Origin of the sequence: Aquimarina pacifica, assembly GCF_000520955.1 — a bacterium.
GTDB lineage: Bacteria > Bacteroidota > Bacteroidia > Flavobacteriales > Flavobacteriaceae > Aquimarina > Aquimarina pacifica.
The window spans coordinates 1-23,193 of the sequence record NZ_JACC01000037.1; the positions used below are offsets into that span (position 1 = coordinate 1).

The 23,193-nt window shown below is 33.4% G+C and carries 20 protein-coding genes and 3 tRNA genes; 7 read left to right on the forward strand and 16 right to left on the reverse strand.

The annotated features are described in order from the left end of the window. Positions 1-53 precede the first annotated feature (53 nt). The 4 genes from DZ60_RS0116580 to DZ60_RS0116595 form a co-directional block, all read right to left on the reverse strand. The gene (locus tag DZ60_RS0116580) at positions 54-560 is read right to left on the reverse strand and encodes a hypothetical protein (protein ID WP_025743153.1); all 507 of its coding nucleotides are present in this window, start codon (positions 558-560) and stop codon (positions 54-56) included. A 98-nt stretch (positions 561-658) separates the two neighbouring features. Continuing rightward, a complete protein-coding gene (locus DZ60_RS0116585; RefSeq protein WP_025743154.1) occupies positions 659-1,384 on the reverse strand; it encodes an SMI1/KNR4 family protein in 726 nt (241 codons plus the stop codon). Between the two features lie 212 nt (positions 1,385-1,596). Further along, complete coding sequence (locus DZ60_RS0116590; RefSeq protein ID WP_025743155.1) at positions 1,597-2,823, reverse strand: alpha/beta hydrolase-fold protein; 1,227 nt, start codon at positions 2,821-2,823, stop codon at positions 1,597-1,599. A 135-nt stretch (positions 2,824-2,958) separates the two neighbouring features. Next, entirely contained in the window at positions 2,959-3,687 is a 729-nt protein-coding gene (locus DZ60_RS0116595) for a DUF1223 domain-containing protein (protein ID WP_025743156.1), read from the reverse strand. 40 nt (positions 3,688-3,727) lie between these two features. Here DZ60_RS0116595 and DZ60_RS0116600 point away from each other — a divergent pair, with 40 nt between their 5' ends. The 4 genes from DZ60_RS0116600 (at position 3,728) to DZ60_RS0116615 (ending at position 7,339) form a co-directional block, all read left to right on the forward strand. Then, complete coding sequence (locus DZ60_RS0116600; protein ID WP_025743157.1) at positions 3,728-4,372, forward strand: DUF4159 domain-containing protein; 645 nt, start codon at positions 3,728-3,730, stop codon at positions 4,370-4,372. Next, on the forward strand, positions 4,372-4,899 hold the full coding sequence (locus tag DZ60_RS0116605) for a TrmH family RNA methyltransferase (protein WP_025743158.1): 528 nt from the start codon (positions 4,372-4,374) through the stop codon (positions 4,897-4,899). Before DZ60_RS0116600 ends, DZ60_RS0116605 begins: the two co-directional genes overlap by 1 nt. A gap of 108 nt (positions 4,900-5,007) precedes the next feature. Continuing rightward, positions 5,008-6,096 carry an AI-2E family transporter gene (locus tag DZ60_RS0116610; RefSeq protein WP_025743159.1) on the forward strand — a complete coding sequence of 363 codons (1,089 nt, stop codon included), beginning with the start codon at positions 5,008-5,010 and terminating at the stop codon, positions 6,094-6,096. Between the two features lie 40 nt (positions 6,097-6,136). Beyond that, positions 6,137-7,339 carry a THUMP-like domain-containing protein gene (locus DZ60_RS0116615; RefSeq protein WP_025743160.1) on the forward strand — a complete coding sequence of 401 codons (1,203 nt, stop codon included), beginning with the start codon at positions 6,137-6,139 and terminating at the stop codon, positions 7,337-7,339. 8 nt (positions 7,340-7,347) lie between these two features. On the opposite strand, the gene DZ60_RS0116620 is transcribed toward DZ60_RS0116615, so the two are convergent. Both DZ60_RS0116620 and DZ60_RS0116625 read right to left on the reverse strand, forming a co-directional pair. After that, entirely contained in the window at positions 7,348-7,818 is a 471-nt protein-coding gene (locus DZ60_RS0116620) for a hypothetical protein (RefSeq protein ID WP_025743161.1), read from the reverse strand. Between the two features lie 199 nt (positions 7,819-8,017). Further along, entirely contained in the window at positions 8,018-9,625 is a 1,608-nt protein-coding gene (locus DZ60_RS0116625; RefSeq protein ID WP_152537461.1) for a hypothetical protein, read from the reverse strand. A gap of 264 nt (positions 9,626-9,889) precedes the next feature. On the opposite strand from DZ60_RS0116625, the gene DZ60_RS0116630 reads away from it, so the two are divergent. The 3 genes from DZ60_RS0116630 (at position 9,890) to DZ60_RS0116640 (ending at position 10,186) form a co-directional block, all read left to right on the forward strand. Next, a tRNA-Ser gene (locus DZ60_RS0116630) sits at positions 9,890-9,973 on the forward strand. 49 nt (positions 9,974-10,022) lie between these two features. Beyond that, positions 10,023-10,097, forward strand: a tRNA-Pro gene (locus DZ60_RS0116635). A gap of 15 nt (positions 10,098-10,112) precedes the next feature. Further along, positions 10,113-10,186, forward strand: a tRNA-Arg gene (locus DZ60_RS0116640). A gap of 311 nt (positions 10,187-10,497) precedes the next feature. Here the strand turns inward: DZ60_RS0116640 and DZ60_RS25440 are convergent. From DZ60_RS25440 to DZ60_RS0116690, 10 genes are all read right to left on the reverse strand, one after another. Then, a complete protein-coding gene (locus tag DZ60_RS25440; protein ID WP_025743163.1) occupies positions 10,498-10,773 on the reverse strand; it encodes a hypothetical protein in 276 nt (91 codons plus the stop codon). 45 nt (positions 10,774-10,818) lie between these two features. After that, entirely contained in the window at positions 10,819-11,388 is a 570-nt protein-coding gene (locus tag DZ60_RS0116650; RefSeq protein WP_025743164.1) for a hypothetical protein, read from the reverse strand. Continuing rightward, entirely contained in the window at positions 11,381-11,770 is a 390-nt protein-coding gene (locus DZ60_RS0116655) for an RDD family protein (RefSeq protein WP_025743165.1), read from the reverse strand. The genes DZ60_RS0116650 and DZ60_RS0116655 overlap by 8 nt, the downstream gene beginning before the upstream one ends. 106 nt (positions 11,771-11,876) lie before the next feature. Then, positions 11,877-18,134, reverse strand: a complete 6,258-nt coding sequence (locus tag DZ60_RS0116660) for an FG-GAP-like repeat-containing protein (protein WP_025743166.1) — start codon at positions 18,132-18,134, stop codon at positions 11,877-11,879. Between the two features lie 71 nt (positions 18,135-18,205). Beyond that, positions 18,206-18,661 carry a hypothetical protein gene (locus DZ60_RS0116665; RefSeq protein WP_025743167.1) on the reverse strand — a complete coding sequence of 152 codons (456 nt, stop codon included), beginning with the start codon at positions 18,659-18,661 and terminating at the stop codon, positions 18,206-18,208. Between the two features lie 255 nt (positions 18,662-18,916). Beyond that, entirely contained in the window at positions 18,917-19,408 is a 492-nt protein-coding gene (locus DZ60_RS0116670) for a hypothetical protein (protein ID WP_152537462.1), read from the reverse strand. A 383-nt stretch (positions 19,409-19,791) separates the two neighbouring features. Continuing rightward, positions 19,792-20,913, reverse strand: coding sequence for a hypothetical protein (locus DZ60_RS0116675; protein ID WP_025743169.1), 1,122 nt, complete (start codon positions 20,911-20,913; stop codon positions 19,792-19,794). Beyond that, positions 20,910-21,737: a PD-(D/E)XK nuclease domain-containing protein gene (locus DZ60_RS0116680; protein WP_025743170.1), complete on the reverse strand. Its 828-nt coding sequence runs from the start codon at positions 21,735-21,737 to the stop codon at positions 20,910-20,912. The genes DZ60_RS0116675 and DZ60_RS0116680 overlap by 4 nt, the downstream gene beginning before the upstream one ends. Positions 21,738-22,021: 284 nt before the next feature. Then, positions 22,022-22,384, reverse strand: a complete 363-nt coding sequence (locus DZ60_RS0116685; protein WP_025743171.1) for a hypothetical protein — start codon at positions 22,382-22,384, stop codon at positions 22,022-22,024. After that, positions 22,381-23,175, reverse strand: a complete 795-nt coding sequence (locus tag DZ60_RS0116690) for a hypothetical protein (protein WP_051477675.1) — start codon at positions 23,173-23,175, stop codon at positions 22,381-22,383. Before DZ60_RS0116690 ends, DZ60_RS0116685 begins: the two co-directional genes overlap by 4 nt. Positions 23,176-23,193: the final 18 nt, after the last annotated feature.

The following is a 23,193-nucleotide window of genomic DNA, read 5'->3' on the forward strand; positions in this document are numbered from 1 at the left end:
TTAGCTTCATTACTTAGCTGTTATGGCATATGTATAGTGTTGTACCCCCCTTTTTAATTTACGTTCTGTTTTTCGCAACCATTTGTCCGTTCTTCTTTTGTTAAAGTCCAGATGTTAATTGTTTTGCTTTTTAATTTATTTTCAGAATTAGGTTCAACTAATTCAACTTCTATAATACTTTCAGTTGCAATTTTATAATCAGAACTTTCTATTAAGTAGCCATTTATATAAACTTCGTTATTTTTCTCAATTCCGAAAAAGTCATTTAGTTCAGATTGTTTCTTATAAGCGATTTTTTTCTTTAAACTGACAAAGACAATTCCATTTTCAGTAAGATTAAAGAATTTGTGGTCTTTCCGATTTGGTTTATCCTTCAAAACACTTATTTCGGTAATCAATTCTTTTGTTGTTCCGATTGCATTTTCATTCGCAATAATATCTTTTTCGATGATAATTGTGGGACAATTAGTTTCTGTTCTTGGTAATTTCAAATAATTATCTTGAGAATAGATATTTGATGAGAAGAGTATAAACACAAATGAAATCAATATTCTATTCATTTTGAAGTATTTTATGTTGTATTACGTCACTTGTATGTTGCGGTTTGCTTCCCGTAGGGAGCATATGAACTATACAAATTGTTAGCGGTTTGTTATTTTTATTTTCCGAATAGTCTGGATAAGATTCCTTTTTTCTTATTCTTAATTACCCAAACTAATTCGGTTGGATGTCTTTCTGTAAATTGATTTACACCAAACTTTCCCCAAGCAAAACCATCTTTGTTTTTTCCTTCTCGTATATCAGCGATAGTCCATTCGTCTCCGTCAAATTTATTAAGGAAGTCTTTAAATTCAGGATTTCGACTTTCAAATTCAGTCTTGGATATACATAATCTGTTTTCACTCCAAATGGTCATCACTGTTTTATCATGTATTTCATTCAAGTGACATTTGTCTGGGCTTTCGTAAAATTCCAAAAGATGACTTAAATATTCATTTAGGTTTTGTGAATGAACTACAAATACTGCTGGATCATGACAAGCAAAAAATACTCTATTAGCTTTTCCGTCTTCGCCCAAATCTAGAATCCAGTGGTTTCCAAATCCATCGTGTCCAAGAGTTAGAGAATTTGCAGATAATTCCCAAAATCCGAATTGGCCAATGGAATCGAAATAAACCATTTCAGGTCCATAGCCGTCCCAACCTTTAGTCTCTTTTAGTATCTCAATTATTTCAGGGTCAATATTTTTACTTGGAAATTGTTCCTTTAATCGATCAATTTCTGAATCGGTCAATCCGTCTTGAAATTCAAGTTGATACTTGTCTCCATCTTCATCTGTAAAAGTGGATTCTTTGAGTTTCCTAATTATTTCAAGATTTGTCATATAGTTTTTCTCTAATAACTGCTAACGGACTTGTGTATGGAACGTAGCGTACAAAAGACGCTAATTTTTCGGATTAACACAGAGCCAATTTTTTATATTTTGATTTAACTTCTCAGTTTTAAAGCCAAATTAAAAACTTGGCGGACTTTCTAAATATGCACAAACCTTTCGGTTTAGCCTTTATTAGCTATGTTTTATACACCGTGTTAGCACTAGTTGTTTTTCTTCCATTTTGAGATATAATCTTCTAGTTCTGACTCATTTTGGTTTTTAGCAATCTTGATGGTCTTTTTATACCAAAGTTCAGATTCTTGAACATTCCCAAGAGCCCTGTAATGATTTGCCTTTTCAAAGTGTAGCATTGAAGCATTAGGAAATTTATCAAGACCTAAATTCAGAATTTCAAGTGCATCTTCTATTTTGTTATTATCAAAGTAAAAGCCATAAAATCTTTTGAACCATCTAGGTTGTCTGTAGTAGTCCTTAATGAAACTTTTTCCATCGAACTCTCTTATGATAGCATCAAAAAGGTTGAAGTTATTTTCATTATGAGTCTGTACTAAAAGATAATGTTTTGTGTCATTGTGAATATCATTTGATATTTCATATCTGTCTGCTCTGTTTGCATAATGTTCTTTCAATTTTGCAATTCCACCGAACTCTTCAAATTCATTTACTGAGAAAAATCGAATAGGTCCATAATCGTTAAAAAATAGTTTCAGACCCTCGTTTATTGTTGTAAGTGGCGTAGTATAGTGATTCTCATTGTCAGAAAGATTGTATTTCCATTGTATGTTTTCAGTTGGATGCTTTTGAAAAATAGAATCTAGCGAGAACATTGATTCTATGGCCCAATTTTCAACAGTTCCTAGTACTGAATAAACTGCTAATTGCTGTTTAGGGCTGTTTTCTAACATTTCACTTACCGATTTTAGACGGTATTTAGAAATATGTGTTGGACTTGACAAAAGATAGCCTTGAAATAGGTCGGTTTTATCAGCAAGAATCTGAACACCAAGTCCTCCTGCCATTTCCCAACCAAAATAAATTCGTTCATTGGTTGTTCTGTATTCGGTTTCAATCTTAGGAATAAGTTCCTTTTCCAAAAACCGAATGAATTTGCTGGATTCCTTATAGAATAAATTTCGTCTTTTAATTGGGTCTGTACTAATGCCAACCACAATAAATTCTGGTGCAATTTCCTGCCAAGTAAGATTTTGCTGAAATACAACTCCATTTAAAAAGTAACGTTGTGCATCTAAAACATAAACTACTGGATAGGTTTTTGAGCCATCTTCATAACTGCTTGGTAAGAAAATTTTGATTTCTCGCTGGTCTTGTAGAACAGCTGACTTTAGAAGTATCGAATCATCCAAACCCTGACCCACAATATGGTTGGTTGTAAATAGTAGGATAATCGCGTAAAAGACTTTTTCCATATTGTTTGTCGCAATTAGTGCTAACAACCAAATATAAGCACTTTGTAATTACAATCATTTACAATCGAATATGATTCTACTAATCCTCTTTTGTGACGTATTTATTTAATACCAATCAATATCATATAAAGTAACCTAGATTGTTTTTTGAACCGCTCCTGTTACTTGTAATCTTTGATCCTGCGTGTAACCAAATACAGAAAGACGATCGTCACGCTTTACCCAATCCGGTATAGCTATTACCAATTCTCCTGAACGTGCATATGACACTGCCCTATTGACAACAATATGGTTGTTTCTTAAACTGCGACCTCTATTCTCTCCTCTTGATACTTCAGTACTTCGTTCTGCTACAGTAAGAACCCAGGTAATTCGATCAAAGCTCACACGCCCCTCAGTTTCATATTGTATTTTATAAGTAGCTTCTTCTTTATCAATAGCTATAAGTTTAATTGTATCCGTAATTCTTGGTTGTGCATTTTTTTGTATTCCGGCTTTAACTTTAGCCCTATTCGACCCTACTACATGCATATTGCCATTAATTACCAATTGCGGTGTATAGATTGATTCACTCTCAAATTGTATTGCGTATGCTCTTTGATACTCACTAAATTTTGGAGCACTAAATGGGTCCTTCCACCCCAGGCGATTCCAATAATCAACATGATAAGAAAGCACATATACATTTTGATCACGATATTCTTTACTTATATCATTTAGTAATATATCTGCTGCAGGACAGCTACTGCACCCCTGCGAAGTAAATAATTCTAATACCACCAAAGAGACAGCATCCTTCTGGGCAAATACTTTTGTATAAAAAGTTAGCAGTATTAGCAGCAGAAACCAACGGATCATCTTCATAATTTTAGTACTTTTAGGCTTTATTTTTTAGACGATTATTATGGGTAAGCTTACACAAGTGCTACTGTTTTTTTTGATTACCATAACAATACATGGACAGGATATTGCCATTTTACAATACAAAGGTGGTGGTGATTGGTACAGTAATCCAACGGCTATCCCTAATCTTATTCAGTTTTGCAATCAGAACATCAATACCTCTATTAGTAGGAAACCCAAAACAGTAAAACCTGAGAGTATCGATATATTTCAATACCCATATGTACACATGACTGGGCATGGTAATGTTTTTTTTACTGATCAAGATGCTCAAAATTTACAAAATTATTTGCTTAGTGGTGGGTTCTTACATATTGATGATAATTATGGTATGGAGCCCTATATTCGCAAAGAATTGATCAAAGTTTTTCCTGATAAAGAATTGGTAGAACTCCCCAGTACACACCCCATTTTTTCTTCTTCTTATCAGTTTCCTAAAGGATTACCCAAAATACACGAACATGATGGCAAACGTCCTCAAGCCCTTGGTATCATTCACGAAAACCGAGTGATTTTGCTTTTTACCTTCGAAAGTGATTTGGGCGATGGGTGGGAAAACCCAGAAGTGCATAATGATCCTGAGGACATTCGACTTATAGCACTTAAAATGGGTGCAAATATTATCAAATATGCTTTTGAGAATTAATGGCAGAACAATTACATCATCAAAATACCGAGTTTATAAAAAAACAGTTTCCTATAACGCTTGTTTGTGATCGGGTAAACTCACCTGCCAATATCGGAAGCCTTTTTAGAATCGCGGATAGTTTTGGTATCAAACAAATTTATTTTTGTGGAGAGGATATTACGGTTATTAGTAAACGCATGCAACGAACAGCGCGCGCAACCGAAAAAAACATGGTCTACCACCAAGTTGATGATAGTAGTATAGCGATAGCACAATTAAAATCTGAAGGGTATACAATTCTGGCGTTAGAGATCACCGATACCAGCATTCCTACCTCAGAATATGTACTTAATCCTAAAGAAAAAATTGCATTAGTCATAGGGGAAGAAAATTCAGGAGTTTCTGATCAAATCCTAGAATTGTCAAAACAACATTTACATATCAATATGTTTGGCAAAAACAGCAGTATGAATGTGGCGACGGCGACGGCAATTGCTCTTTATGAAATCACTTCTCAATATGCTAATCATCTTATCACGAAATAATAGCATGTATAATTTGGTTCTTATTTTACTAAAAGATCAATTACGTTCTTCCTATATTTACCACGCTATCAGATTTATTTATTTTTAGATTCATAAAAAGACATTACTATGAACTCAAAAACAATTTCCTTCGGTATCCTAAGAGCCGTAGCAGTTATTATTGGTATTCTCGCCTTGTTATGGTTCTTTTACAAAATACAGTCTGTACTGGTATATATTGCATTTGCCAGTGTTATTTCGCTAATGGGGCGGCCATTTGTCCTTTTCCTAAAAAGAAAACTAAAATTCAATAATACGGTAGCGGTGATTACAACACTGTTTATTACCATCGGTTTATTTTTAAGCATTTTTATGTTGTTTATACCAATTGTTAGTGAACAAGGACAACTTATAGGCGAAATTAACATTAATGAGCTTAGTGATGACCTAGATAGATTAAATGAAGAGGTAACTAATTATCTTAATGTAGATAAGCTGAATGTTGTCTCTCTTTTGAAACAAACAGATCTTATGCAATTTTTTGATCTAAAAGTTATTCCTAATGCTATCAATTCCTTTTTGAGTGGTTTTGGCGCGGTTTTGATAGGATTATTCTCTGTTTTATTTATTTCTTTTTTCTTACTAAAAGATAGCCTACTTCTAGAAAATAGCTTATTGGTTTTTGCAAAAAAAGAGGATGAAAACAAATTTATGCGAGCATTCACAAAAATTAAAGACTTACTTTCTCGCTATTTTGTGGGCTTATTATTACAAGTCATTATCCTATTCACCTTGTATACAATACTTTTACTCATCTTCGGTGTAAACAATGCCATTGCTGTGGCACTGATCGCAGCAATTTTTAACCTGATACCCTATGTGGGTCCTCTATTTGGTGGAATTTTAGTGCTTATACTTGCAACAACAAGTAATCTCGGGTTTGATTTTCAGGCTGTAATTTTACCGAAATTAACATATATTCTTATTGGGTACCTAATTATTCAGTTGATCGATAACTTCCTTAATCAACCGCTAATTTTTGGTAATAGTGTAAAATCTCATCCATTAGAAATCTTTCTTGCCATTCTAATTTTTGGATTGCTGTTCGGCATAGGAGGACTTATTGTTGCCGTTCCTTCTTATACAGCTATCAAAGTGATAGCACAAGAGTTTTTATCAGAATATAAAATCGTAAAAAAACTCACCAAAGATCTCTAAATACTACAGACACCCCAAACATCAAACACCAAAAAAATCATTGAATACCAAAATATTACATACAGACGTTCAGGATTTTATCATTAAAAAATCAGATAATCAAACAGACATAAATACAATTATCCTAAGTAAAAGTCCTTTTGAAGGCATTACGTCTCAAGAATTAGCACAACAAATTTTAGGAAGACGCAAAGCCAAAACAAAACTCCCTGCCTGGTATTCGAAAAAAGGAATATACTACCCCCCTACACTTAACCTAGAACAAACTTCTTCAGAAATTACGGCCTTATACAAGAGTCTTCTTGTGCAAGGAGATACACTCATTGATCTTACAGGTGGTTTCGGGATCGATGACTATTACTTTTCAAAAAAAATAGGTACTGTTATCCATTGCGAATTGAACAACGAATTAAGTACAATCGCAGCGCATAATTTTGGCATTTTAGACAGTAAAAACATAGATACAAAACAAGGTGACGGTCTTACAATTTTAGAAAATCAAAATTCGGTTGATTGGATATATATAGACCCTTCTAGAAGGAATGATCAAAAAGGAAAAGTGTTCTTTCTTGAGGATTGTATTCCTAATGTACCTGTGCATCTTGCCTCTTTTTTTGGCAAAACCAATCAAATATTAATCAAAACTTCTCCGCTACTAGACATTCATAGTGGCTGTAAAGTATTACGTAATATCAAAGAAATTCATGTAGTTGCTGTACAGAACGAGGTTAAAGAATTATTGTGGATTCTTGATAAAAATCTAAACAATGATGATATTCGAATTCACACTATCAACATCTTAAAAGAAAAATCTCAAGAATTTTCTTTTATGCGCAACCAAGAACCTAATGAGTCACTCTCTTTGGGAATGCCAAAAAAATATCTCTACGAACCCAATTCTGCAATTCTAAAAAGCGGTGGCTTCCTAAGTATCTCGAAGGCATATAAGCTCGAAAAACTTCATGCACATTCTCATTTATATACCTCTGATTCTTTTATAGATTTCCCTGGCAGAAGTTTTGAAATCATTACTACTTATCCGTACCAAAAAAAAACAATAGCTTCTCTAGGTATCAATAAAGCCAATATTACCACTCGTAACTTTCCTGAGACAGTAGCCGTGCTAAGAAAAAAATTAAAGATAAAGGATGGCGGGGATGTTTACCTATTCTTTACAACCAACAGTGCAAATAAAAAAATAGTACTTCATTGTCAAAAAATAAACCCTAAGGTAACGAACTAGCCCTTCGTTTACTGAATAAACACGTCAGAATAAGCCATAAAGTTTTCTATATACAGTTTTAGCTCTGCATCTTCGACCTTGTCTATATTTGCTACGATAAAGTTTCTATCTTCTTCAATATTGTGATAATACCCAACAATTTTGGGTACATTGGATTGTATACTTAACCGAATTAGTCTAAGCTCTATATCTTCAGGGTCAAATTGAATTGCGGTATCTATCAATTTTCTTCCTTTATTAAAATATGAAAGTTTACTTATGGGGTTCCATGAAAATGAAGCCTTTAGAGCCAATGCAGCGCCGTGATATCCCTTGTAAATTGCTCCTTCTTTCTCTAAGGCTTTCTCTGTCAATTCATAAAACGCTTCTGCATTCTCCTTGGATTCGTTACAAATTTTATATGAATTACGTATCTCGACTATTGTAACCTCATCAAGAGGTACATAGAATAAGGCAATCACCAAAAATAAAATCTTCATTACTATTCTATTAGATATTGATTATTTGTCTTAACTTAATCTTTATGAACTGAAGTCTATGAATTATCACTTAGAACTAAAATCAGTAACGCTGCCAATTTCAGATTTTTTCCTGTCTTTCTCACGTTAAAATTTGTTAAAACAAAACACCCTATTCTTCACTACTTTTTAAATCGCAAAATCAAAAATAATTCATACACTATTTTGCCAACGAAATTTTAAGCAAAAGATTATTCTTTTTACCATCAAAAGCTTCTAATACAATATCTTTATTAGGCAAGGTAGCCGCTTTTGTAAGTCCAATCACATCTAGACGACAGTTACGTATATCGCTTCCGGTAAGAATGGCTTCTTTGGTTACCTCTCCTGTGGTATCATCTATAACATAAGAAGTAAGGTAAATAAACTCTTTTTTACCATCAAAATACTTCGCAGGTGTCTCATCAAATGACCTCTTTAGGTTTGTAAAATCATCGATAAAAAACAAATAATGCTTACCTGCATTTTTAAAATTAAGATACGACATACTTCTTTTTCCTACCACCCCTCTTTGGTATTTTGGTAGTTTATGCATCCATTCTAAAGCACCATTTGCAGATAACTTAAAAACAAAAATATCTCTATAAAAATAATCATAGGTAGTTCGCGAACCAGAAGAGCTTGAAGCCGTAAATGACTCTACATAACGTTGCTCACCAAATAAAATAGAGCTTCCGTCTGTGTTAAAAACAACATCATTTATTCTTAATTTCTCAAGGTCTTTTAGGTCCTTTTCTTTCTGGGTACCTTCATCAATTCGAGTTTGTCTTTTTACAGCCAACTCCTCTATTTTTTCTTGAGGAATATCACTTTTTAAGATCGTACCAATAATCCCTTTATCTGTTAAAATAGCCGAATACACTCCAGATGTTTCTAATTTGTTATCTGACTCGGCATAATATCCAGAAACACGTACTTTTCCTGAAGCATCTGTTCCTATAACAGATTCTGTAATTACTTTACCATTGATATCAATCTTACTTTTTATTACTCCTACCCCTTTATCTTTATTAGTTATTCTAAAGACTTCTGTGCGATACATTTCGTCTAACTTATTTTTATCTTTTGACTCTGCATTAAAAACAGAAGCAGTCATATAAAAATTACCGTCATTACCTATTATAAAATCTTCATACTGAATTTTATTAGACGGATACGGCAGTGTTACTTTTCTTTTCCATAACAGATTGAGCGCATCACTATATACCGATATACCTATCTTATCAGGTTTATCAGCCCCAGTTTTAACACGATGCAATACAAGTAATTGTTTACCATCAGGAGATTTTTTGAATGCAAATTTATTGATCCGACCACCAGCATCAAACCCATAGGTGCTTTTAAATCCGAAATCATTATCTATATTTTCTTTGTCATTAACCAATTGGATAGGTTTCTCGATAACAGTACCCGTGAGCGAAATTTTCTGGGCATATGCTCTATCGTTAATTGAATAAAAGGATACTGCTTTGCCTCCCAGTTTCATCACCGTTTCAAAACTCCCTTTATCCTCTACCGTTTGTCTCTTTTTAACATCTTCTTTAAGATCATCTAGAGAATATCTTTGTATGACCATCCCACTTCTAGTTTTCTTAATAGATACTAATCTATTACCAGATGCAATTTGGTAATTGTTAAGGTTACGGATTCTCTTATACTTCTCACCTATTTTAAAAGTGAAATCTTCAAGAAGAATTGGTTTTTGAGCAAATGTAGAAGTACTACAGCAAATGAGCAGTACAATCATCAATAGGCATCTTTTATTCATAGAGATCTTATTTTATGGGTCAATATAACATAATTAGGTCATTCGTATACAAATATATAAAAGAAGTAATTAAGGTCTATCTTTCTCAGATAATCAAAAGTTGTTCCTTTTTTTTATTTATAAAAAAAACTGATTTACAGCATTTTAAAAATACATATAAATCAAATATAAAATTATACAAAAAAAATGTTGCATTGTAGTGACATAAGAGCTACATTTGCATCCGCATTTGAAATACTAAATGCGACGTTCTGATTTAATTTAGGAGAGGTGCCAGAGTGGTAATGGAGCAGATTGCTAATCTGTCAACGCGTAAGTGTTGCCGGGGTTCGAATCCCCGTCTCTCCGCTTTTTTTTAGAAAAAAGTAATTATTTAGATTTCAGCATTTGCTGTTATCGGGGTGTAGCGTAGCCCGGTTATCGCGCCGCGTTTGGGACGCGGAGGTCGCAGGTTCGAATCCTGCCACCCCGACTTTTTTATTGCTACGGGCTCGTAGCTCAGCTGGATAGAGCACCTCCCTTCTAAGGAGGCGGTCATAGGTTCGAATCCTATCGGGCTCACAAGAAAAAACCTACTGATTTTCAGTAGGTTTTCTTGTTTTACAACATGTTCTCAAAAATTTAAAAATAAAAAATTGCCCAAAAGTTGCTCGATTTTACTTCTAAAAATATTTAAGATTAGAGTTTATAGCTTAGATGAAAACGCAATTATTATGCTTCCTTTCATTTAATCTATAACATATCAAAATAAAAGCAGTTACAGGAATAAACCCGTAACTGCTTTTTATTTTTTAAACATCTGATGAGAATTTTTATAAACTATGCATCATGAATTGCGTAGTTCAATAATTTTTCTGCTATCTCTGTATTTGTTAATGATTTATTATCCGCATTATTTGATTCTTTTCCATAACATCTAAAAAGTAATAAAAATCAAATAGGTTAAAAAACTTTGTGCTATTATAGATATACTCAATATTTCCTTCGGTTTTCTCTATTTCAAAAAAAACCAAGTCGTTACTTAAATCAAAAGGTTTCTCCATATAAACTTCAATAACCTCAGAATCTACATCAAGAGATTTCATCTCACAAAAACTCTCAAAAGAATTATCGTTTCTAAAATAGTCTATTAATTCTACTAGTTTCATAGTTAAATAGAGGTTTTATAAATCAAACATGCCTGATTCTAAAACCTAATTCTTAATTTCTTTCATTAATGATTTTAGTTCTAGCTCTAGTTCTGGACTGCATTTTAGCCTAGAGTCTAGCCCTTTGAATCCTAGGTATTTATGCATAAGACTATTATCTTCAGCATATCGTATATTAAACAAAACAAGGAATACTAATAAAACCCTAGTAGCTACACTGTTATCTACTAATCCAAAGTAATTTTCTAACCCAAATTTTGTGAATGACCTTTGTCTAATAATACCAATATTTTTTTCGTCAATGAAGACACCTGTGATCAAATCTTCCTGATATATAAAATCAAAAACAATACCTTTATAATTAATATTTATCTCTTTGGACTTTATTGTGATATCAACTTCTTCATTCCCAAAAGCACCTTGATATTTAGCTTCAGATAAACCATTCTTCGTATTCTTAATGGTATTCTTTTTCCCATTAATGAAAATGTTAATTTCTTCTCTAAGTGAGAAAGTTTTTTTTTTCACTATTACAGATGAAATTTCTTCATTCAGGATAAATTGATATTTTTCATGAATAAAATAAGCTTTCTCAGAAAAAGTAAATTTATTCATACGCCAAGTCAGTTTTACTAATCAATTCTCCTGTTTTTTTATTCCAAATTAGAACAGGAATCAAATAGAGGAAAGGAATTAATAATTCAAATAAATTCAAAAAATTTCTCAAAACTACTTTGATAAAACCTTTTAAGTTCTTTTTACCGTAGTTAACCTTAATTTTAAACACTTTTTTGCCTAGTGTGGTTTTAAAAAAGAATTCTGACAAAATATAGTATCCATAAAAAACACCGAAGCCGACCCTTGGATCAATTGAAACACCATTTTCATTATATATATCTAAACCATTCATGAATAGTGCATAAACTCCGATGATTAATACATAAACGTGTAAATCTATAATAGTTGCGACTAATCTTTTAATTTTATTGTTATCCATCCTGTATTTATTTTCAGTGTATTCACAATTTAGGAATATTATCTCGTTTTGAACATGATAAAATTGTTATTACAATAAAACTGCTCAAAACGAGATTTTTAAAAAATTATTTATTCATTAATGTGTGCCAAGCTTTTTCAAATTTAAGAAAATTCAATCCAACTGCGAATTTACCAATAGGAGTTTTAAGACCCAAAGCGATATCAGTTTCATCAAACAAATCTGGAACCCCTCCAGTGTCTTTATATGCAAAACCTAGAATTGGTCTCCCGTCCCAAGCGGACCATCCATTTTTTGCAGAATTTCTTAATACAGTACCTTCTCCTCCAACCATAAAACGCTCATTATAAATACCCCCTGTTAAAAACGCCTTTCCTTTCAAAAATTCAAATCTTTCAAAATCTGGGGATTCTAACTCCATTAAATTTGTCAACACATTATTATACCTTAGTCCTGCTGCTGAAATAGAAGCATCGAGGTTTAACAAACCATCTTTCTTTTCTCCAAATTGAAAGTTTGCCTTTAGGTTACCTATACCTAATTTTACTCGATCTCTACCGGTATAATAATCAAACTTTATAATTTCAGCGCCTAACTTGAACTGAAAATATTTAGTTGCTTTAGCTTCAAGACCTACTGTACCAATACCTCCCGAATATCTAAAACTTAAAGAATCCCATACACCTCGAGCAAACCCTTCCCAATTTAGAGAATCATTTGTAAAAATCGATCCAATCCCCGGGTTGGGTGCAATCATAGGGTCGGCACTGGCATAATTTTGTGAGCTTTTTATGACCTGTGGTTCACTACTTTTACCACCACCAAATAATCCATCAAAGAAATCACCAATACCCCAGTTATCCCAATTCCCAGAAAGAACTGATCCACCCATAATAGCCCCTGCTAGAAAGTAAGCTCCTAATCCTGCTTCAACCAAAAGTTCTCCACTAGGGTCATTATACATCAATGGGTTATTTAATACATAACTATATCGGTTATAGTTTTGACTGTTATATGGGCTTTGTATATAATTATCTGGTGATAAAAACCTTGCTAAATGTGGGTCATACATTCTACCGTTCATATGGATCAAATCAATATCAAAGAAATGCTCATGTCCGGTGTATCCTCTATCTAAGATTGCGGTTGCATAACTAAAGGTATTATCTTCATCCTTAGACCAGAAGGAGTCTATGGTTCCCCATGCTCCAAAACGACGGCTTTCTACCAAGGTATACTGCTCTCCTTCGCTAGTATCACTCTTCAACATGATATTTTCTATAGAACCTAGATAATCACGTTGCAGATAGAAAAGCTGATCACTTTCACTCTGGTTATTCTTAAATGTTTCGATTTTTGCAAATGGTGCACTATAGGCATCACCACCTCTATAAAAAACAACTTTATAGCTATTATCCTCGGTGTCTTGTATCACTTCGGCAGGGATAATAGTCGAATAGCGTTTATGATATCGTCGCTCCGTCTTTTCGGATTCTTCGCCTCCATACCAAGCATCAACTCTATTACCCATAGGACCATAGGCAAAGCTTACCCTGCCTTTTCCGGGTTCATTAATGTCTACAGGATTTTTGAACATATTGTATGTGATTTCCTGCATTGCTCTATTCCTAAAATGTTCCTCGCCATTAGCATTTAGGGTGATGTTCTGAAGCTGAAAATTAGGATCTCCGGTCTTATACAAATAATCCCCAATGTTAGAGTTACTCATAATTCGCCCTGCTTCTTCATACGTTTTAGTTTCTGAGTGAGGACCATCGATAGCAGTCAGTCTATCTAGGTTATCATAGCTAAAGGTTTCTTCATAATTATGGGTCAACCCTTCGCTAGATAGTTGCGAAGTTCTTTTTCGACTTGTTAGTGTACCACGTACTGTATTAAATTGATAATCATTCGTGATATCGTACTCATCATTACCATTAACTCCTACAGCTTCGGATTGTAGGTACCCGTATGGATCATATGATTTTGTATGAACATACTCACTATCTCCTAGTATCATTTTGGTTACTTGCCCCCGAGCAGTCATCGTAGTAATTTTAGAATCACTAGACTGAATTAAGTTGCCAAAGCCATCATAGGAATATGCCATATCACTCGTACTTGTGATCCCATCAACTTGAGCCGTATACATCTCAGATTTTAGTCTAGAATAGGTGTCATATGTAAGGGCTTTAGAATATATAGCACCGTTGGCATTTTCTGTTATTAGACTTGGTCGCAAATAACTATCATAGGCATACGTATACATATATGTACTACTATTAAAAGCATCAACCGCACTTACTGTAGTTAATTGTTTTGTAGCTGAGTCATATGTATAGCTTGTCGTCATATTGGTGAGATCACCTTTCATAATGGATTGTGACACCCTTCCTGTTGGTAGATAGGTATACGTGGTACTCCCTTTTGGTGTGGTTTCTTCAATCACTTCTCCGTATCCATTATAAGTATAGGTATATTCTCCGGCAGATGGGTCAGTAAGTTTAGTTTTACGCCCCCAACCATCTTGCTCAATTTTTTGAAGTCTACCTCTATAATTCGAAGATTCTAAAGCTCCATTACCGTAGTAAGTAAAGTAAATTGGGCCTCCCGGATCATCAGTCTTGATAACATTACCCATAGCATCTTTGGTAGTACTTACAGTTTTGGTTCCATCGTTTACTGTAGTGATCAGATTGTTATAGCTATAGGATATGTTTTTGCCCGTATATAGTTGTTGTGAACTTACTCTACCATAAAAATCATATAGCGTCGTATTCCATTGTGTAGGAGCATTACCAAAATGCGGTTCACTTTGTTGTGCTATACGATCAAATTTGTCATACTCATAACTAACGCGCACCCAATTACCATTTAGGCTCTTTTGGCTATCATATACTTTGCGGTGCAATTGATCAAATTTCGTCTCAGTACTTGCACCATCACTATATATGTTGGTTATTACATATTGATTGCTTGATTCTGTGTACGTAGTTTTATCTACGTTACCCAAAAAATCCGTTATTGTCGCTACACGATTCCATTTATCATAGGTGTAGCTAGTGGTCTGATCAAAAGGGTTTGTAGCCGTTAACAACATTCCCGTACTCATATTATAGGTAAAAGAGGTGGTTAATCCTTCTATATCGGTAGACTCAATCATAAAACGACCGCTAGAATCGTATTTGGCAGAGGAGGTTCTACTTGTTTCTCCATTGGGAGTACTCGTCGTTTTAACAATATTACCAAAGGCATCATATTCAAAAGTTTCAAAATTAGATGCTGTACCGTTTCCAATATCTTCTACACTGGTTACTAGTCCGTTGGTATATTTGTATTTTTCTGTGGTCGTGAACTTATCACCGTCAATGGTAGAGGTTACAATTGTAGATGCCAGTCTACCAATATAGTAATCACTGTTAGACAAGGAATTAGTATAAGAAAAATTAGTAACAACACTCCCATGACCTGAATAATTGATTGTTTTGGTAGAAATGTTGTTATAGGTATTATATTGGTAGCTCGTTGTATTGGCAGTGCCTAACAGTCTATTTTGATCTGTTGTTGTAGTTAGCTTCAATTTAAAAACCTTGTTCGATGCTATACTACGCTCATAATCATTCTTGATATGGTAGATATAATCAGAGGGGATCATCCCAAAACGTTGTGTATAGGGAGTTTGGTATTTGTCTATCACCGCTCCCCTCAACTCAATATCGTGGGTAGTATTGGTATATATGCGATCACTGTTATCAGTATGCCAATTACTGCGACTTTGATAGCGAAATCCACGAAACCCAAGTCCAGTAAGATGAGAAACAGCCCCTTTGTAATAGAAATCCTGTTTTATGGTGGGGGTGTTTGCTACTTGTCGCTCTATACTACTTACCAATTTGGTCGAGGGCGATGTAAAAATATCTACATATGGATATATCTGGCTGACTTCTGAGGCATAGGTGTTATTGGCTGTATCCAGATTATTATAATTGATCTTATAATTCACTCCATTGCTAGAAATACTACCCAAAGCAGTCGCTTCTTTATTGTCCCAGTTATATCTAAATGAATGGACCTTCTTATTGCTTATTGTTGCAAACTCAAAATTAAAGTTAGGCTGATCAGAGGGTAAAAATATGGGAACGGGATAATGCTCTACATTGCCTTGTATGGTAATATCACCTGCCAATTCAAAATTAATACTATCACTCCCTGAAGAATTCCCTAAATTATGATATACTCTCACTCGTTGTAAACCGCTAGAACTGTTATATGTTTTGGCATAATGTTTTACTATATCTGTTTTTCCATCCCCATCCATATCAACAGGAATATAATTATATGCATGGGCTGTATCGCCAACAGAATATGTCTCATAAAAAGAGATCGGAGAACTTCCTGTAGTTGCAGTAAAAGAGGTGCCCTTAGAGGTAAACAAATAAAATGTTTCTAATCCATTTGTTTGGGGTACTATAAAATCTGCTTTGCCATCTCCATTATAGTCTCCTACCAGTTTTGGTTTATCATTACTAATTCTAGAGTCAACTAATGTTGTCATTAGTTGTATAATATTACTGTTGTTATGCAAAGAGTAAACATAAACCGCTCCCGAAGTGAAATGTATGATATCCGTTTTACCATCTCCATTAAAGTCAGAGGCAACTAATCGATCCCCATCTTCGTAGGAATCCCGCAGTGGACCATAATCAGTAACGTATCCAGAGGTTTTTCTACGATCCATGTCAATAAAGTACAATCTTGATGTATCATTTGTACTTGTGGTTTGGCATTTACAATTGAAAATTACCGCTGCACAGCTCTTAGTTTCATACTTTTTGGAAACTGCCACAATATCGGTTAACCCATCTCCGTTAAAATCTCCCGATAGATATTCTTGTGGCACAATAGTCTCTTGATTCTCATTGGTACAGGACAGATCTGTAATATAGGTCGGTGGACTCCATGTTTTTTTATAATCGTAATATAACTGAGTTAAACTGTAAGGATCTTCGGAGTAGGCTTTAAATTCTACTTTGTTATTTTCTGTATGATGTATTACAGTTAATCCCGTTCCGGGTATAATCTTGTTTTGATGATTTAAAAAGGTACTGGGTAAAATATCTTCAAAAGTACCTGAATTTACCTGATACGCCCTACTATAATCCTGATCTTTAAAAATCCAAAATTTATCTTTGGTATTAGGATATACCAAAAAATCCATCTTACCATCTCCTGTCAAATCCAATGTAACAGTAGAGGAATTTCGCTGTTCGATATTGGCGACGGCAAGATCAGAAGTGATTAATGAATGAGTTAATGAAGAGGTACTCCCTTGATAAGTAAAATTAATTGGGCTATGCGCTAAAGTATTATCTCCTGTTTTTTCCTGAATACTAGTTAACGTTTGATAATCTAACGCATTTTGTTGATGATTTAATTCATAATTGCGATATGCTGTACCATTTCCCTTTACTTGAATCTTATTAAGTAGTAGACTTCTAGTAAAAGGATAGCCTCCTACATATGATTTTTCGGCTCTTGCTCTATTCGTATAGCTAAAATTAACCTCGTTTATCGGAGTTCCTGTATTTCTCGCCCCATATTTTACACTTTTAAGATATAATGTGTTTCCATTGGTAGAATAACTATATGAGATGCGAATTCCTTGTGGATTTTGTCGATATGTTATAGCATATTCTAATCTAGATCGAGACTCTGTTGTTCTTCCATATAATGCACTAGAACCATCTGGGTATTTTACCTCAAAATATGCGGGTCCAGAAGAAGCTCCCATAGGAGACTGTCCATACGATGTGATTTTTAGATTAGAATACTGCTCCGTTTGATATTCTGCACCATCAGTCCCATAGACGCCACTTTTTAAAATGAGACGTTGCCCATCTAATGCAAATCTATCGGTACTATCAAAATCAACCCCATCAATATCCCCGTCATGGTATTCGGTTAGGGGGATTCGCTTTATAGTAGAGGCTCCTGAGACATTCCATCCCCAACCAGCGGTGCCATTTCCTGCTTGGCTATTATATACAAGGGCTAAATTAGGTTCGACCCCCACAATACCGGGTGGTACCGCTATAGGCACTGTGTAAGTAGCTCCACCTGTAAGCGAAACCGATAGGGCGCCTTCTGTTTCACCAATGCCAGAGCTACTAGCCTTTATAGCAGTTTCGGTTGAGTTTTGAACAGTCGACTCTATTAAGGTTGTTGTTGTTTCATCTGTTTTTGTATCGATTTCTTCATAAGTAAAATCATCTACAGGGTTGAGATCAATTTGGTCTTGTGCAAATAAACTTGTACCCTTTACAAAGAGGGTAATAATGAGTATATATATATAATTGATTTTCATTTTATCTAAGTTTTAAAAAATAAATGGTGAGTGTTGTTTTCCTCTATAGGAAGCACATTTAAAAAGAAGTGCTAGTACATCAATAAAATTTTCTTTTCTACAGAAGTTACTTCTTCATGAGACAACCAAATAATCACAATATAAAGCCCCGGTGTTTTGCCTGTAATATCCGCAAAAGCCCAATTATCCTCAATATCACGAACAGTTCTTATGCTATTATAACTCATATTGTATATTTTAATCTCTTCAACGTATTGGGTCATTTCTGGAAGCCACTCTATCATTACCATTCCATCTGTCGGGTTCGGATGTACCACAAACTTTTCGGCAATAATTTCTTCAATGGGTATTTCCTCTTCTTCCTCTTCTTCTTCCTCTTCTTCCTCTTCTTCTTCACTTAGACTCCACATATGCTGATTCCCTGCTGTATCATAGCTATAAGATAGTACGGTGGTTTGAGACTGGCATACTACCGGAAATAATAACAGCGCTAGCACAAATAAGCCCAATACGTTTGATTTTTTCATTTGTTTTCGTTTTAAAAGGTTAAAAATGTATTCCTCGTAATTCCATTACAATGTTAAAACAGAGTTGTTTCATTTTTTGAAACTCTGAAATATTTTTCTAAAAAAGTGCATGTATTAAAATTCCTTACATTCAAAAAAACAGCACTATATGTTTATGTCTGTTGTGTTAGATTTGTTACAACAGAATGTTATTTTTTTTTGAATTTTATTTAAGCATTGATTATAAAATCTAGGTGTAAAAACAGATATCCTATTTCATATATCCGCTCTAATAGTCACTTGATCTAATAGTTCCAGAAGTAGTAATCGTTTGGTTAAAGGGTTTCTTTTGGTAACATTATTGTTTTTTAGAAACTCATGTATAATTGAGGTCAAATGCATATTAGCAAAACTTTCTTCGACATTTCTGTTATTGAAAGCAATTAATTCATACTGTCCATTAACAACAAAGTATAAACTTTCCTTAACAATAGACTCTGGAAATAAAGAGCTCGCTACATATATACTCATAAATTGACATGAATCTTCTAAGCTACAGTCTCCACGATTACGTCCTTCTGAAAATTCTATTTTGATCAAAGACTTTTCTATATCTGCCCTAATCTTATCAAAATGTAAGGGACTACTAAAGTCTATTAACAATGTTTCGATTTTATACAAAATATCTAATACCTCTATCTTTGCCATTCCGTCAAACTGCCTGACTACATTTTGTAATACTCTTTGTTCTTGAACACTGAAACTCATATCTCTTTTTATTTTATTAACCTGTAATCTAGGACCATACAATGCCATTATTTATCCATAAAAACATTCGAGCACCTGACTGCCAAAGGGAATCATACCTTAGAAAATTTTGACTAGTACACGGGGATTTCTGAAGTACTGGCGTGATGTCAGACACTCGATGTTTTTAATAAATAAATAGATATTCCAACTTTATATTTCCTTAAATTCTTTGATAAGCTTGTACAATTGTAACCTTCCCCATTTTAGGACACCTCTAAATTCGATAAATAATTATTATTAAGTTCAGATTTACAAATAGGAGTAATAATAAGATTAAGACGGCTATAGTTTCCTTACTTATGGCTGTATTTGTTGTATGTTGTCATTGCCTTATATTACTACTAGTGAGACGCTCGTGGCAGTGTAGGAAGGTTACAAGACAATGAATTTATCCACTCAACTGTAACTTCAATTAATTCAACTAATTCTAAAGCTTCTCTAGCTTCAACTATTTTAATCGATTTTCCGTGAGATATTGGATTACGTCTCTCATTCCAAAAACTTATTAATAGCTTATGCTCTTTGGGATACTCTTTCTTATAACTTCGTTGAAAAACTTCAAAAATAAATTCATCTAAAAGATTTGGGATATGAGTATAATAGATTTTTCCTTTTTTATCCTTTCGGTAATATTTAACAAACAAATACCTCTCAAATTTGTCCTCTTTTCTACCTTGAGAAACCCAATAATCTAGACAAAGTTTATTGAATGAGATATCTAAAGCATGTGATAAATCAAGAACTACGTTTCTAAAATCATTTCTAGATGAATGAAACCTAGCATTTAGAATTAAGGTAATGACAACATCTGGATCTTCTTTATTGATTAAAGCGTTAATAGATTTGTTCCATATATCTGAATCGATAGGTTTACCTTTGTCACCTCTCATTATAGGGTATAATGGCGTTAGGTATTGAGAGTTAAAGATATACCCTGTGTTGTTTAGCTCACCTTTTATATTAAAACCATTAGCACTTAAATTACTTTGACCTAACCACCACTGTCCAGAAAATACTCTAAGATGATTAATAAAGTCTTGAGTAAATCTTGGGGAATACTTATCAAAATCGTCATCGGCGTCTATCCTAATGGTATCCATTGGATAATACTTTGGAAGTTTGTCAGGGTATTTCATATTTGGAAATGAGATTTTCCCGTGATCTTTAAGTTCATAAGAATGTCTTTTCTGAAGTGTATACCCTAAGATAGTGCCTTCAGCTTTATTGAATACGGGATAAATGGCTGCTCTATCACATTCACCCAGATTGATTTCTTTCCCAGATGGTAATTTATAGTTCAATGGTAAAGGGGTAAAATCATAATTATAGGGATAAGTTCTGTATGGAGGATGTAATTTAAATTTAAAACCATCTAGTTCAAAAAACTCGATTCTTTTAAGGCATTCGACGTCAACAATTACCGGATAGGAAAACGAAAAAAAGTGAGTGAATTTATATATCATTTTGACTTTAGATTTTCTTTTAGAAATTTTTCGATTCTTCTATTTTTACCGTCGAAGATTATTCCTACCAAAATTATTTTTTTCTGTTCATCTTCAAATTTCTCATAATATTTTTGTTGCTTTATTTGTTTTATTGCTTCACAAGGTTCACCTCTACGTTTAAACTCTATAATATAAATTATATTACTAAATTTAATCGTCACATCAATTCGACCTAGATTCGTTGAATCTTCTGAAACCACATCGAACCCAAGAAGTTTAAAAAGTAAAATAATGTTAGAGTGTAAATACCCTTCTTTATTTTTTGAAATTAAATATGAGATGTTTGCCAAAAGCCCATTAACTATTTCTACAAAATCATCCAATTCTTCATGGATCAGAGATTTCTTTAACCTATGTATTGGAAGTATGTCATTGTTAATGTCATAAATATCGCACACATAATCAATCATTACTTCTAGTGCTTTAAATACTTTTTCTATTTCCCTATTTTCGAATTCATGAATTTTGATAACCTTAACATATTCATAGTTCTCGATAATAGTTTCTGAAAAATTTAAAATATCCTTTTTTAAATCAGCTAAGTAATTAAATAGTTCATTTGGTGAAATGAAATTTTCGGGAATCAAAGAACCTTGCAAAATATCAAAGGCATTATCTATCCTGTAGAGCATCCCCAATAATTCATCTCCTCTTTTTAAGCGATATATCCCAGAAGAATGCTGTCGAAATTTTTCTACATCATCTAAAAAAATTCTAAAATTTGATTTTCTAGAATTAACAAACTTATTAATGTAATTCTCTATTTCTAATATTCTATTCATTAAAAAAATGAATTATTATTACTAAAATTATCCTCTCTAATCTCATTTTTAAACTGAATCTTCAATTGATTTTTTCATATTTCATTAATTATTAATTTTTGAATACCCTGAGCCCCTACCTATATGTATAACTCCTTTGTAGAAACACACCACCAATATGTATGTCAATTTACTTACAACATTTACTTTTCGTTTTAATTTCCCATTCTAAAGTCGAATAGGCAATGACCTTTTGATCTACCAAAACTCCGCAATATCGCACAAGTGTTGTTACCTCACTTTATTTATTCGAATAGTTTGTCGATCAAGTTTTTTTCTGTAAAAGGTCCATTTAGTCCAGTCGGTTTTGAAACTGGCTTTTTGAAAACATAAACAAATTTTGAACTCTTTATAGCTCCATTGGCCGATGCTCTGTTTGAAGTTCCTTTTTTGCTGAAATAAGATTCAACTTCGTTTGCGTTTTTCATAGATTCCGCTTCGAAGGTTTTCCAGAACTTAATTTCTAAAGTGTTTATTCTATGTTCGGCTTTTCTTCTTTCCGTACTGTTTGTAATTCCAACATACCATCCATTGAATCGTGGATTATTTGAACCCATTGATTTTTTGATATGTAAGGTAATTTGTGATTTAATTGATGTTGTTGTCATTTATTTTGAGTGTTTAATCTTGCATAACTTGGTGGAAACTTCTCTTTACCATAAATCCACAAAAAATTGTCAATTTCTCTTAGACTATGATTTTGCAAATCAAAGTGTTTTATAAATTCGTCTAAAATTCTTTTAAATTTCCTAAAGTCTTTTAAATCGGTTCGTTTAAAATCAGAGAACTTGAATTTTCTTTTAAAAGCGATAAGTATTTTTTCAACGAAGCTATCATAAATCGCATAGATATCTTGATTGTGCTTACTACAATATTTTGTTGCAAATGAGTATAGATTCAGTTCGGTGTTTGTTTTCTTTCTTCTAATGCCATGTCCCGTTGCTATTTGGCTCACAACGTCAAGGTTTCCAACTCTCAGCATTCTGTCAATATCTAATTTTTGGATATGTTCGGCCATTTTGAAAGTTGCGAAAATGTTTGTGCTATACAAATCATTAATCACACTAATTTTTAGAAGAATATACTCAACCTCATTGTTATTGGGAAATACAGAGAAAAGTTTGTTAATCGCATCATCTGTGCATTTATACCCCAAATCATTATTGAATAGTTTAATATATTTATCAATCAATTCAGTTGACGGTTTTTTGATATGTTCTAAAGTTTCTCTCAAATCTGTTGTAACAGCCATATGTATGAAAATTAGTATTTTAAAAGATGCTAACTTTTCGGATTTAACACGAGTTAAATTTTTATATTTTGTTTTTAATTTTTCTTCTTTTAAAAGCCATATTTTTAAATTTGGCGACTTAGCATATAAACATAGGTCTTTTGACAAGCCTAAACCGCTCTATGT